Source organism: Shewanella holmiensis, assembly GCF_025370255.1.
GTDB classification, from domain to species: Bacteria; Pseudomonadota; Gammaproteobacteria; order Enterobacterales; family Shewanellaceae; genus Shewanella; species Shewanella holmiensis.
Genome location: NZ_JAMTCD010000002.1, coordinates 120,206 through 133,789, shown reverse-complemented (window position 1 = coordinate 133,789; position 13,584 = coordinate 120,206). Strand labels below are relative to the sequence as shown.

At 42.7% G+C, this 13,584-nt stretch carries 10 protein-coding genes; 2 read left to right on the top strand and 8 right to left on the bottom strand.

Features of this window, described 5'->3' with window-relative positions; translation table 11 throughout:
• Positions 1-75 precede the first annotated feature (75 nt).
• Positions 76-804, bottom strand: a complete 729-nt coding sequence (locus NE535_RS02160; protein WP_261297055.1) for a YccT family protein — start codon at positions 802-804, stop codon at positions 76-78.
• 137 nt (positions 805-941) lie between these two features.
• Here NE535_RS02160 and ybaK point away from each other — a divergent pair, with 137 nt between their 5' ends.
• The gene (ybaK, locus tag NE535_RS02155; protein ID WP_261297054.1) at positions 942-1,412 is read left to right on the top strand and encodes a Cys-tRNA(Pro) deacylase; all 471 of its coding nucleotides are present in this window, start codon (positions 942-944) and stop codon (positions 1,410-1,412) included.
• Positions 1,413-1,485: 73 nt separating this feature from the next.
• Here ybaK and NE535_RS02150 read toward each other — a convergent pair whose 3' ends face one another.
• Positions 1,486-2,343 carry a pseudouridine synthase family protein gene (locus NE535_RS02150; RefSeq protein WP_261297053.1) on the bottom strand — a complete coding sequence of 286 codons (858 nt, stop codon included), beginning with the start codon at positions 2,341-2,343 and terminating at the stop codon, positions 1,486-1,488.
• Positions 2,344-2,495: 152 nt separating this feature from the next.
• Here NE535_RS02150 and lgt point away from each other — a divergent pair, with 152 nt between their 5' ends.
• A complete protein-coding gene (gene lgt / locus NE535_RS02145) occupies positions 2,496-3,290 on the top strand; it encodes a prolipoprotein diacylglyceryl transferase (protein ID WP_261297052.1) in 795 nt (264 codons plus the stop codon).
• Positions 3,291-3,509: 219 nt separating this feature from the next.
• Here lgt and NE535_RS02140 read toward each other — a convergent pair whose 3' ends face one another.
• From NE535_RS02140 to NE535_RS02115, 6 genes are all read right to left on the bottom strand, one after another.
• Entirely contained in the window at positions 3,510-6,083 is a 2,574-nt protein-coding gene (locus NE535_RS02140; RefSeq protein WP_261297051.1) for a family 20 glycosylhydrolase, read from the bottom strand.
• A gap of 493 nt (positions 6,084-6,576) precedes the next feature.
• Positions 6,577-7,284, bottom strand: a complete 708-nt coding sequence (locus NE535_RS02135) for an oxidative stress defense protein (RefSeq protein WP_261297050.1) — start codon at positions 7,282-7,284, stop codon at positions 6,577-6,579.
• Between the two features lie 252 nt (positions 7,285-7,536).
• Complete coding sequence (locus NE535_RS02130) at positions 7,537-8,631, bottom strand: sensor domain-containing diguanylate cyclase (RefSeq protein WP_261297049.1); 1,095 nt, start codon at positions 8,629-8,631, stop codon at positions 7,537-7,539.
• A 126-nt stretch (positions 8,632-8,757) separates the two neighbouring features.
• On the bottom strand, positions 8,758-9,108 hold the full coding sequence (locus tag NE535_RS02125) for a DP-EP family protein (RefSeq protein WP_261297048.1): 351 nt from the start codon (positions 9,106-9,108) through the stop codon (positions 8,758-8,760).
• Positions 9,109-9,118: 10 nt separating this feature from the next.
• The gene (locus tag NE535_RS02120) at positions 9,119-12,457 is read right to left on the bottom strand and encodes an nSTAND1 domain-containing NTPase (protein ID WP_261297047.1); all 3,339 of its coding nucleotides are present in this window, start codon (positions 12,455-12,457) and stop codon (positions 9,119-9,121) included.
• A gap of 118 nt (positions 12,458-12,575) precedes the next feature.
• Positions 12,576-13,583: a 2-dehydropantoate 2-reductase gene (locus NE535_RS02115; protein ID WP_261297046.1), complete on the bottom strand. Its 1,008-nt coding sequence runs from the start codon at positions 13,581-13,583 to the stop codon at positions 12,576-12,578.
• Between the last annotated feature and the right edge of the window lies 1 nt (position 13,584).

Genomic DNA, 13,584 nt, shown 5'->3' with positions numbered 1-13,584 from the left:
TAGCTACCCCTGTTAACACCCAAAAAGGAGCATTTAGCTCCTTTTTTTATGGCTTTAAACTCTCTATCACAATGTTTAGTTGATACTTTGTTTAAACTCGGCCTTGGTATTGTCATTGGCTTTACTGTACCAATAATCAAGCATTTCACGGATCTCAGCTTGATCCTGTTCAATGGTTTTTGGCTCCACAACACTTTTGGATGTGGCAATTGGGCTAGGGGGTGCTAGCGAAACAGGTGCAATAGTCGCAGCTGATATTACCGTGGGTGTTGTTACCCCTTGTGGTGGAGCAATACTTACCGGCGCAACGGGCACGGCAACGGCGTAAGCCGAGGCAAATTGACTTACAGCAGCCCCTTGTTGAGTTTGATTATAGGCCGCAAGTTCCTGCTGGTAATTGCGACCGAGTTGTAGGCCGTTTTTAATTAATACATCGGTTTGAATGGCAATTGGGCCGCTGGTACTGTTAATGACAATCTCGGGTTGTTGATTAAAACGGCTGGCCTGTTTGGCCTGGCTGATGTTGGGTAACACAAGCTGGTAGGATGTATTTTCGGCGTTAAATCGGACAATGACTACCTCTGACTCAAAACGCTCCATACTGCCACGGTCGCGATATGATCCCGTGTAACGTAAAGCCAGTTGGTTAACGCCCTCAGCTAAATCAAGAGTATTCTCTGCTTTAATGGGTTGACCATTAACGGCAATAATATCTGCCGTGCTCGGCAGGGTTAAGGTGCTAGCCATTAGCATTGGGCTGGTTAAACCCACCGAGAAAAGTACTGCCGTAAAAAGCTGATTCATATATGTATCCTGCACGTGATTATGTATATGCGATATTGGGTTATAGCATAGAATAACTTTAATCGTCTGTAAGTCACCTCATCTCTTTGCCTGAGTTGAGGTTAATTCATTACTATTTTTAACAGGTTTTATCTCACATGACGCCAGCAATTAACTTAGTCAAAAAGCATCGCCTTAAGTTTACCGTGCATGAATATCAGCATGATCCTGCGGCGGTCTCTTATGGTATAGAGGCCGCTGAAAAATTAAACGTGGCTGCTGCATGGGTTTTTAAAACCTTAGTGGTCGAAACCGATACTCACCAACTAGCGGTGGCAATATTACCGGTAGATCAGCAGTTAAATTTCAAAAAGATGGCTAAAGCGTTGAAAGTGAAAAAAGTGCAAATGGCCGAGACGACTAAGGTTGAGCGCACAACAGGATATGTATTAGGTGGCGTGAGTCCGTTAGGGCAAAAAAAGCGCTTAGCCACGGTTATCCACCAAAGTGCCGCCAGTTTAACAGACATGTATATTAGTGCAGGTAAAAGAGGGTTAGAGCTGCAAATGACGTCAACTGATTTACAGTCATTATTAACGGCGAGTTTTAGCGACATCGTTAATGATTAACGCCATTATCATGCTGGAGACCATTAATGTTGTGCCATCGCTATTGGCGGTTCAAGTCACCTTATAAGCCACCCTATTCAAATTGCGGCCTAAGTGCTTCGGGCAAATTGAAGGTGACAGCCTGATGCGTTACAGGGCAGGTAAACGCAAATTCACAACAGCAAAGTTTTAAATCAGGCGCGTCACTATGGGCATTACCGTGTAAGCGATCGCCAACTACGCTATGGCCTAGGCTGGCCATATGAATACGAATTTGATGCTTACGACCAGAGGCTATCTTTACCCGTACCTTTGACTGATCAAGCGCGGCATTGTATTCCAGCAATGTGGCGTAGGATAACGCCGGTTTACCATCAACATCGGTTGCAATTGTTTGGGTTGTTTCAGCAAAACGGCCATGCACAATCACCTGATAAAACTTATCTAGTTGGCGTATTTCAAACAACTTCGCTACAGCTGCCGTGGCTTTTTTTGTGTGACCGATAATAATCAAACCAGATGCTGCGCGGTCTAATCGATGAATAATATAAGCACTGCGTTGCGGCTCAGTGTTTAGCTCAATATAACGATTAATCGTAGTATGGTCGCTCCACTTTGACGCCTGACAACGCAAGCCATAGGGTTTGTACCACAAGCTATATTCACCTTGGTCAAACATCAACTGCGCTGCAGCAGGAACTTCGGCTAAAATATGGCTGTTGTAATAAAGATGAATTTTATCGCCCACTGACAATGCCTTTTTAGCACGCCGTAAACGATTAACCTGTTTTCCGTGGGTGTGCCACACCGCCCCTTTTTGCATTGCCTGTTTAATCACCTGCTTCGACAAACCCGACTGCTGTGACAATAAGGTCACGGCATCCAAAGCGGTATGTGTGATATCAATGTGGCATTCGATAGGGGTATCAGCTGGTTGAGGCAAATCTGGCATAGGGCTCATCATCGTGAAAATCATATAGCGTTATTTTACGTGATTTTGTCACTAAAAAGGCATTCAATTAATAATAATTCAAGTCGCTTTATGGGCGAGATAAAACAGCGTAGCATGAGCGCCATTATCGATTGTGATGTTTGGAGTATACGTTGGACCATTTTGTTTGGAATTTAGACCCTGTTTTGGTGTCGTTTATGGGGTTGACCGTACATTGGTACGGTGCATTATTTGCCACCGCAATAGCAGCGGGTTTTCAGGTAATGAAAAAAATCTATCAAGCTGAAGGCTTAGATTTAGAATCACTCGATAACTTTTTGGTTTACTGCGTTATCGGTATTATTGTTGGCGCGAGATTAGCGCATTGTGCCTTTTACGACCCGAGTTACTACTTAGCCCATCCGATGAAAATATTCGCTATTTGGGAAGGTGGTCTCGCCAGTCATGGCGGCGGACTAGGGGCAATTTTAGCCTTGTACTATTACAAGCGCAAAGTGGGTTTACCTTTCTTATTTTTACTTGATAGATTGGCGATTGCCACGGCCATTTTTGGCTTCTTTGTGCGGATGGCCAACTTTGCCAACTCAGAAATTCTAGGTGAGCCAACAGATAAACCCTGGGGTATTATTTTTGAACGTATTGATATGCTGCCGCGTCATCCGGCGCAGTTATATGAAGCCTTAGCTTACCTGTTTATCTTTATTATTCTGGTGATCTTGTATCGTACATCTCAATTGAAACAAAAACACGGTGGCCTATTTGGACTATTTTTAGTGTTAGTGTTTAGTGCACGTTTTGCGATTGAATCGGTTAAGGTCAGCCTAACTGCTTATAGTGAAACCTTGATGACAGCGGGGCAGTGGTTAAGTGTGCCATTTTTAATTGTCGGTGTTGTATTACTTGGCCGCGCTATGATGGCAAAAAGTGACTCGGTAACAAAAGCTTAGCTACAGCGATTAATCGTTTTAGCGCAATTCAGGCAGTTTTGTGTATTAAAGTGCGATAACTTTAAGCACTTTTTTCCACAATACGATGGCACCTTAAAACGTTTTGTTCCAAAGAGTCATTCAGGTAATTGATTACAAACAGATAATTGCAATAAGATGATTGCAGTGAGATGCTTGCAGCCAATATAGATTGGCTGCAAGCATGGCTTACTCAATAATCTACTCGAAGTATCCTACACGGCTTGTATGCTCGCCTGAGCGTGAGCGAACTTGTATGGCGTCAGATAAGCTTATAGGCTGATTATACACTTGCCAGTTTTCACCATTATCTAGGCTGTACTCAATTGCTAATCCTGGTAATTGAGTAATTATATGCACTTGATTGTCAATACGTTTGGCACCAGGAATTGGCAAGTAAAAGCTTACCCCAGCTTCCTCAAGCTTTGGATACTCTTTCAGCGCTAGTACACTAGCAAACTCAGCCCATTGGCGCGTTTGCGTTTGTTGCTCACCGGCAGGAACAGTATTTTGATGCCATCCTCGCTCTGCTAGAGCAATAATTCGCGGGAAAATCATTTGTCCTAATTGTTCTGGAGTGCGAATTGTTTCGCTCCAAACTTGTCCTTGAATACCAGCAATGTTCTCAGGCTTGTTGAGCGGAGGTAAAGCGCGTCCAACTAGGTCTTCTAAGTTATCAATTGGCTCACCCGCACGGGTGAAATCCGCGTTGGCGTATACATCGTCAGGAATGAAGTTAAATACCTTTTCGACATCGGTATAGCGCGCTGCCCAATATAATCCTCGTTCTGCAGGATCTGGCTCTTGTGGATGATCAAAGTACAGATGGGTGCCCATAGAAAGAATTGAATGATAGCCTTCATTTGCGAGTCGATAAGCGCGGTCCGATACGCCCCATTCCCAAATATTATCCCAGGCATTAACGTAGACTTTCTTATTAGGAAATTGATCGATAGGGAAGGGGGTTATTGTGTCAAACATAATACCATCCTCCCATAGTGCAATATTTAGCCCGCGTGCGGCTAATACTTCTGCTGCACGACGAGTGAAATAGGCTTTAAGATCTGCAGGGCCTTTTACGCCGCTATCGGCAGCTTGGTATAATTGATTACAAATAGGAGACGCGGACCAAGAGCCTACGCCGACTTCATCGCCACCGATATGGATATTCGTGAGCTTTAAACCTGCTTGACGGTACATTTGTTGAAATTCATAAGCCACTTTATCGACAAAATTATAGGTAGAGTCCATACACACGTTGATGGAGTTGTCGTTAAAGAACTGTGCTGTTGAGTAAACGGATTTATCCAGTGGGTCAGACAACAGATAGGCATTAGCTCCTGCTTTATCGCCGGACTTTATTAACTTATCGTGCCTCAGTTCCATCGCCTTAATTGCTGCGCGGGCATGACCTGGCATATCAACCTCTGGGATGACTTCAATATGCCTTTGCTTGGCATACTTAAGAATATCGATAAACTCCTCTTTGCTGTAAAAGCCATTAGTTTGTGAGGTTTTAAAAGGCCCCGAACCTCTTGTTGGCAACATACATTCAGTTTCAGATAGGTCAAAACAGCGCTGGCTACCTAAATCTGTCAGCTCTGGTAGGCCGTCAATCTCTATTCGCCAAGACTCATCTTCGGTTAAGTGCAAATGTAACTTATTGAGTTTGTAATGTGCCATTTGGTCGATGAGTTTCTTGGTGATTTCCACGCCATGGAAATTACGGCTCATATCGTACATAAAGCCACGCCATTCAAAATGTGGAGCATCGTTGGCGCTAAGTTGAGGTAATTCAATTTGAGGCTGAGTGCCACTTGGTGTCAAACTCAATAAACTTTGAATAGCATAAAAGACACCCGCGTTATCTGCACCAATAATGTTAATACGATTTTTTTCAATGTCTAAACTGTAACTTTCAGGCTTCCAGTTTTCATCACCATTATAAATAGATAATGAAATAAGGTTTTTATCTTGGGCTGGTAGATGGTTTGGGGTGATTTTTAGCGAGCCGTTTAGCTTATTATCTAGCGTTTTTGATAGTAAGTGAGCTTCTGATTTTAAGCTTCCTTGGTAAGATATTTGCCAATCAGCAGTTAATAGAGTGCTAGCGCTACGGTACTTCACCTTATTGGGGGTCGGGATTATCACTCGCTTGGCAGCGTTTTCTGTAAGCGCATACTTTTGAGTAGGACTATAGCGGTCATAACGCCATGTGCTGGTAGGTTTTTCCCAATGATCTTTAGGCGTATTATAGCGTTGGTATTGCTCAGGCTGATTGAGTGGCTTTATGTACTTGCTGCTATCTTCGGTATCAGTAGAGCTAAAAATTGCAGGGGTAAGTGAGTGTTGAGTAATAAAGCTTCGCGGCATAAAGTCGCTATAAGAAGATGCCCAGTTTTCGGCTTCAAAGGGAATCGTCAGCTTATCACCAGCTTTAAGGCCGTTAAAGTTGACTGTCGGGGTGATTTTATAAAGATCCCCTTGGACAAATTGAAATGCCAATCCTTGGGACTGCTTAGTCAGAATAGGGCGAATAACATTGGTATAAATCACCCAGTCAGCTATGCCTTTAGGTAAATCAACACTAGATTGATTGATTAACTCAATATTGGCGAGGTGCGATTTATCGTCATTATGATAGTTATCGACCACTTGCCATGACCAGCTTGTTTTGTCGGCAAATTCGTTTAGCTCTGTTTGGCTAAAATTGGCGAATGCGTTAAAGCTAGAAAGGGTAATAGCTAAAGGGATTAATCTTGTTAAAGTACTCACTTTTTACTCCTAATTTTATGATTTTATAGTTTGGAATGCATTTTGAGTAGTCCACTAAATCGTGATTAGTTTTTGCTCCACGACATCGTAACTATTTATATTCAGGACAAATCCGCAGTTTATTTTTTACAAAATATTTAAACTTTTGTATCTATACGTCAGATTGACAGCGCTGTCAATTTGTTGTTAAAACGCTGTTGGTGAAATGTAAATGCAAAAAAAAGCTAGAGCAATCGTATATGCGGCATTACCATATTATATGGCTCGCTTACCAATTTAGGTCCTTTAATACACTTAAAACGCTTTAGTTATCTTGTGGTTGCTAAAAATCGTTACTCAACACTAATTAACTTTCTAACGGGCGAACAAAAAAGTGGTCAAGGCGATATACGCCTGACCACTTTTTTATGCTAATGACAATTATGTCGATAACAATCTAGTTTCGCGTGCTTGTGAGACGCTATGACTATTTAAAATTCATTTAACTTTAAAATCACTTCAATTTAAATATCACTTCAACGCGATCGCTCACGGTCACTTGTCCTTGCTGATAACCCTGATTGGCGTCACTCGATTCTGCCGCCATTTTGTACTGTACTGGTTGAATAGGGTGTTGATCAAAGTATCGAATTTGCCACACACCATCGACCTTTTTATCAAATCCTTTGGCTAACGATTGGGCTTTTTGCTTGGCATCTTCAATCGCGGCTTGGCGAGATTGTTCGATAAAGTCTGCACGCTTGCTTGAGGTTAACTCAATCGAGTTTACGCGGTTGATGCCTTGCTCTAATGCACTGTCTAATAAGTCGTTAAGCTGTTCAAGTTGCTTAACGGTAATGGTCATTCTGCGGCTGGCTTGGTAGCCTTTTAATTTAGCGGGTTCATTTTTTTGGTAATGATATTGCGGGTGTAAGCTTAAATTGGCACTTTGAATATCACTTTTATCCACGCCAGCTTGCTTCAAGCGGCTTAAAAACTGGCTAATGGCTTTATCTGAGGCATCTTTAGCCGCTTTTGATGTTGGCGCGTCTACCACCACTTCAATATTAACCACTGCCATATCGGCATCTATCACTATTTCACTGGCGCCTGAGGTTTCAATGTGGGGAAAGTTGTAATCGGCGGCAAGACCAGGTAATGCAGTAAAGGTTAGCACTGAGGTTAATGATGCAAGGGCAAAGGTTTTAGTTAGTAATGTCATAAATGTACTCCACAAAAAATAAAGGTGTCGGCCAGATTTACAGCAAGGTGCGGCCGATTGATAAGTGATTTGTGGGTATAAACGACGCTAAAACATAAAAGGGTTATTTTAAATCAATTATTTTTTCATTTTGTTCCGCTGACCTTACCCTAGTGGCAAATCGACATAGCTGGATGCAATATGCCACTGGGCGGTTTTTGGGTTAAGGCGCACAGGCTAAAATGTGCTAACTGACTTGGTCATTCCACCTTATTACAAACTTAGGCTAATACGGTTACGGCCTTCTGCTTTTGCACGGTAAAGGGCGGTATCGGCTGCACAAATCAGTGCCATTGCGGTACGAAACTGGCCTTGTTGCTCGCAGGCAATACCTTGGCTGACACTTACTTTTACTTCTTGAGTTAAGCCCATGTCAGTAAATTTAATTTGATTAATTTGGCGCTGAATTTTTTCAGCCACTCGTTGCGCCTGTGTTTGACTGAAGTTAGGCAGAATAACGGTAAACTCTTCACCGCCAAAACGGGCGGCTAAACAGTCGCGGTTAGGCATGGCTGAATTAATCACCTGAGCCACTTTTTGTAAGCACTTATCGCCATTGATATGACCATAGTTGTCGTTGAACATTTTAAAAAAGTCGATATCAATCAGCAGTAAACTTAATGGTTGTTGATGCTGGATGCTATCTTCCCAGGCATTTTGCAATGCTTCATCAAAAGCATGACGATTAGCTAAGCTGGTGAGTTTGTCGGTATTGGCTAAACGGGTGAGCTCTTCAAACTTTTCTTTGTGGCTAGTGAGGTTGTGCATTACCCCGACAATTAACGGCGTGGCATTTTCACCGACAGGTAAGCACGATAGTGAAATATCGGCATCGACTAAACTGGAGTCAGCGCGCTGCAGTATAATTTCTTTTGGGCCGTGGTTAAATGGGGTGAAGGTTTCACGCCAATGGGCAAACAACTCATAGTATTCTTGTTGGTAGGCTGAGTTAACAAAGTTAGTCCACTTTTGACCAATCAATAACTCTTTTGGCGAGCCAAAAAGTTTAGCGGCATGCTGGTTAATCATTTCAATGACGCCTTCATCATTGACCACAAAAATGGCTTCTGAAATGGCATTCATTAAAAAACCTAGGCTAGATAATTGGGTTGCTTGGTCTAACGTGTGCTCAATAATTTTTGGTGTCGATACTGTTTTTGGGGGGCTGGTTAGCGTCATTTGTGCTGGAGCGACAGACACATTTTTTGGATCTGGCGTGGGGAAGTTTTTACCTGATAACGCCTTAGCAAGTTCGGTGGCACGAATTAATGTGTCATGGATTTCTTGATATTTGTTAGAGGTTATCATGGTCAGTCCCTTTTTAAATATAGTGCGTGTCAAATAAACGTATTTCGATGACACACACTATATTGGAAAAAGTAAAAAACTACCTTCTGTTAACCTTCTGGTTGTATCTTATTGTTTTTAAATTAATTACATAGGGGGTTTATTGATTACTTGTGGGTCAGGACTGACAATGCATTCGTGTGAATTGAGTGGCGTTAACACAATTCTGAATGAAATATCATCGTCATTTTTACAGTATGTGTCTTGAATTTTTAACTCAGTGGCTTGGTTTTTTATGCTGACTTTTCCGATGTCTGGGTCATTTGGGTTGTCAAAAATAACCCCCGCAAATCGATAATTAGCCGCTGTCGCGGTGTCTAATTTAAATCTAATAGATGTGTCTTCTTGCACAACCAATTGGCAGGTTGGTGTACCATTATATAAAAAGGTGGATTGCTCATAAGTTACAGTGACATTAATTTTATTGGTAGATGACATTATTATTTCCTTATAGTGGGATGGACGTTTTAGAGGTTAAAAGTGGGTAATGCGTCGAGACATTAATGTCCATTTTATTGAGTGCACTAATCTGCTCTGCTATTGATACTTTCGATTGCAGACATAAATTTGCAACCACAACAATTTGGTTTATTTCAATTTCAAATGGATGATACTTTTCAGGTACGTTCGCTAGTGCCAGCTTACAACTTGTGATCATTAAATTAGGCTGTTGATTGTGTTTTGCTTGTGTGGCATTAAGCAAGGCAACTTCCGCCCAAAAAATGTTTGATGACGGAGTTTTGTGTTCTTTTTTCAAGTTAATATTTAGTTGTTCAAGAAGTTGTTCACTGTCTTGCCACTGCGCTAACGTTTGATAATATTTAATTGCTTCAAATATTACTTTATTGTTCAATTGTTCGTATTCGTTAGCTACCTTGTTAGTAAATGCATATTCCTTTGCTAATTGCTCAAGTAGTTTTTGAGGCGTGGTAAAATCCGATAGAGGTAAACCATTTTGCTTTGCAAGTTGGGCTGAAATCCCTAATTTTTGTGCTTGAAAATTAAATCTTCTTTCTCTCCAACTTCTATTTTCTGGATCTTGTTTAAAGAGGTTATCCAATAAACTATAGGCCGTTTCGCTTTTTTGATAAGCCTGTTGCCATTTAGCTTGTGCACTTAAAATATTCACCTGATGTATAAGACTATAAGACAATATTTCTAGCAAAGGGGCATTATTGGGCGTTTCTGCTAAAGGCGCAGCTAATACTGCTTGTGCTTGTTCATGCAAAGATAGAGCGAGTTCTAAATCCCCCTGTTTCATTGCGGTGCTCGCTATCCATGAATAGGTATCTGCAGTAGATGAGGCAAGTAAACTGTCTTGAGGCGACTGCACTAAAGCTTTTTTCTTTAATTCTAAAGAGAGTTCGAAATTGCGTTGAGCATTGCTGAAATTGTTCTGGTTGAAAAATAGACTGCCTAGTGAGTTGTAGGCATAAGATAACTCGATCCACGAATCGATATTGTCTGGTGCAATTTGATTCATCTTAATGCTGTAATCGCGGTAAAGTTCAAATTGCTTGAGTGTTTCAGCATCTTTTCTGTCATTTAATGCTATTTGACCTACCCAGAAAGCGTTTGCGCCCAATAGTTTGAGTAGTTCAATATCTGGGGCGTTTCTGGTTTCATCATAGAGCGCTTGAAGAATTTTTTGAGAATCGATAAATGCTGTTAATGCTTTGCTGTTATCGCCCCTTGAATAAGCAACCTCTGCTTTTGCTGCCAATGCCTGACCGTGTTGTAAGCGGCTTTGATAACTTAATTTTTTGTAGGCGGCTGATGCATTCGTTTGTTGATCATTACTAGCAAAATATTCCATCGACTTTTGGGTGATACCATCTAATAAATCCATGCGACCAACGCTACGTAATTTATCGGCGAACTCGCCGACCATAAAGCCTAATAAGCTTTCTGCCTGTTGTTGTTTTTGTTTAGCAAATTGTTCAGCCTGAATACTTTTTACACTCATAAAAACAGCCAGTAGGGTCAGCATGCACAGCACGGCAATAGTCGACATTTTCGCCAGGCGTTTTACGCCAACGCTTTTCTTAGAGGCATGAATAAAGGCGTGTTGTTCAGTATCTAAATTAAACAGCGGGTTGTCGGCCAGTGCTAGTGCTTCTTGCAGCGGTTTACCTTCGGCCAGTAAGTAGGCTTTGTGCTGTTGCTCATCTTGCCAACGCTGGCTAAGTACGGTTAAACGTGCGTTAACCCGTAAGCTGTCACGATGTGCCTCAATCCATTGTAATACCCGTGGCCAGCGTCGTAATAGTGCCTCGTGGGCAACGCTGAAACAGCCCTGGCCATTTTGCAGGTGTGACACAAATAAGCGGTTATCAATCAGGGTTTGTACTAGGGCGGTTTCGTTGTCGTTGCTCAGTTGGCTTAAGCGCGCGGCGCGGCTGGTGATGTTGGTTTCATCGGCGGATAAGGTGACTAATAACGATAATACTTTGCTTAAACTGTGTTGGTGCTTTGCGGCTAATGCGGCAAAAATACCTTCGGCTTTTTGACCAATAGCGCCTTCTATTCCGCCCAGTTTTTGATAAACCGACACTAATAAGGTGTCGTGTTCATCGCGCTGTATATACAGCTCTTGTAAGGTGTATTGCAGCATAGGCAGTGCGTCAGGGTTATTAGCTGCTTCGGCGCACAGTAGTTCATCTAATGGGGTGCTGGTTTGCGGGTCTGTGTCCCATTTAAGGCCCGCAGCTTTAGCGGGCAGACGGATCATTTGCAGTAACTCGGTGCGGTTTGGTGCGGTTAAGTCAAAGTGTGATCCGCTGGCTTTACCGGCCATTAAACTGGGGCGACTGACCACCTGCGGATAAAAGTCATTTCTACACGCACTGAACACCATAAAGTAGCCGCTGGTGGCGAGCGATTCAATCATATCTAATGCGATTTGAATTTCTGGCTCGGTGAATAATGGCGAGGATAATAGCACTTCAAGGCGATCAATAAATATCGAGAGTTTGGGCGTAATAGCGATGTCAGTTTGCTCGATAGTGGCTAAGGCCTGTTTAGCTTGTGCAATGACCTTGGGCATATCTTGCTGCAACATGACGGCGAGCGTTTCAGCGGTCATGCCATCAAATACCGGTATATCGTTGATGTCTAAATCCAGCAGAGCAAGGGCGATGTCGGTAAATAAACGATCCTGACTAATATCGGCCAAATCTAAACAGGTGTGAGACACAATGCCAATGCCATCAAACCCTTGTGGGCGCATAAATTGCGGCACGACTCCTGCGTTTAATAATGATGATTTACCGCTGCCGCTAGGCCCAAGTAATAAACAAAATGCGCGACCAAATTGTACCTGGTTGCTCATGCGTTTGAGTAAGGTGCTGACTTGCTCACTGCGGCCGTAAAAAACCTCGGCATCTTTGGCATCAAATGCCCGCAACCCGGGAAAGGGCGAACCACCTTGCCAGGTGTTTTGTTCAATTTGATTATCATGGTCAATTAACGGGTAATTAACTTCAGCTAAGGTGCGATAGCCGCGTTTACGGATGGTTTCAATAAATTGTGGCTTAGATGCGCTGTCGCCTAAGGCTTTACGCAGTTGGGTAATGATTTTGTGCAGCGGGTTATCGCCCACAACGGTATGGCCCCAGCATTGCTCGACTATGTCGTCTGGGCTGAGTACTTCACCTGGATGTTGGCAGAGTAGTATCAACACATCCATTGCTTTGGGCTCAATTTGCTTGATGTCAGCGCCTTGTTGCAAGCTATTGCTTGCAGGGTTGACTTGCCACGGACCAAAAAAGAAGTGTTGTTTGCTCATGCTATGTTCTCATGTTGTTATTTATGCAGCTAAATAATCTCAACTCTGGTTTAGAGATGAATGAATGTCGCTGAGATCTGTTTGATATGCACTTATTATCCACAGCTGAGGTTAAATATTAATCGGTCAAACGGTTTGGATTTAATTGACTTATATCAAGCGTTTCACCTTGTTCGAGCCTTTTTATCGCAGCACAAATACGTTGATTGATTGGCGTAGCCACATGATATTGCTGACCTAGTTTTACCACAGCACCGTTAAGAAAATCTATTTCGGTTAAGCGTTTGGCCTGTATGTCCTCCCACATAGATGAACGGGCCTTGGGATCAATATCTAACATCGACTTTGCCAACATTGAAAATAACCCATTTGGTAGATTGAGGATCACTGGCACCCATTTGGGCGGCACTTTAGTCAATTGGGCAACAGGGCGGTTGGCTTGCTGACAAACATTAAGCCACTCTTGCATCGCTTGGGCGAGTAAACGCCGAAATGGCCGTTGTTTAAGCTGTGCTTGTATGGGTAAATCACAAATTGCGTTTAGGGCATTATTAAGATTCAGCAACAATTTTCCGTTTATTACTGCGGCCATATCATCATGCAATTGGCAACTTAGGCCGTGTTGGCTCATGGTGTGGCTAATGTGCTGCGTGTGGTGGCATAACGGCCAGATAAATTGCCCCTCGGTACCTTTGTGAAAACAGCCATTGGCTAATTGCAGCACGTTAAACGGGGTAATGCCCTGATAACATTTTCGCTGAGGCAGATGCTGCGCGGCGAGGTCAAAACTGCCAAGGCCATTTTGCATGAAAACAATGCTGCTGTTAGCGTGGGTAATGGTAAGCAGTTGTGGATAGCTTTGTGTGAGCTGATGGCATTTAACGGTGACAAACACGACATCAAAATGTGCGGCAATATGGGGAGCATGTTCGACATCGGTGATCATTTCGGTTGGCATAACTGACTGCGACATGCCCAGATAATCACTGATATGGATGCCCTTGTTGTTGATGATGCTGTGTTTAATCCGCTCGCGGCAAATTAAGCTAACATCAAGCTCTGCTAACAAAAGCTCTGCCGCTAAATAACATCCTGTTGAGCCTGCACCATAAACGGCAATATTCATT

Bases quoted from the DNA above. Each gene is read 5' to 3' on its own strand.
- NE535_RS02160 (WP_261297055.1), bottom strand. From the start codon at position 804: ATGAATCAGCTTTTTACGGCAGTACTTTTCTCGGTGGGTTTAACCAGC.
- ybaK (WP_261297054.1), top strand. From the start codon at position 942: ATGACGCCAGCAATTAACTTAGTCAAAAAGCATCGCCTTAAGTTTACC.
- NE535_RS02150 (WP_261297053.1), bottom strand. From the start codon at position 2,343: ATGCCAGATTTGCCTCAACCAGCTGATACCCCTATCGAATGCCACATT.
- NE535_RS02135 (WP_261297050.1), bottom strand. From the start codon at position 7,284: ATGACATTACTAACTAAAACCTTTGCCCTTGCATCATTAACCTCAGTG.
- NE535_RS02130 (WP_261297049.1), bottom strand. From the start codon at position 8,631: ATGATAACCTCTAACAAATATCAAGAAATCCATGACACATTAATTCGT.
- NE535_RS02125 (WP_261297048.1), bottom strand. From the start codon at position 9,108: ATGTCATCTACCAATAAAATTAATGTCACTGTAACTTATGAGCAATCC.
- NE535_RS02120 (WP_261297047.1), bottom strand. From the start codon at position 12,457: ATGAGCAAACAACACTTCTTTTTTGGTCCGTGGCAAGTCAACCCTGCA.
- NE535_RS02115 (WP_261297046.1), bottom strand. From the start codon at position 13,583: ATGAATATTGCCGTTTATGGTGCAGGCTCAACAGGATGTTATTTAGCG.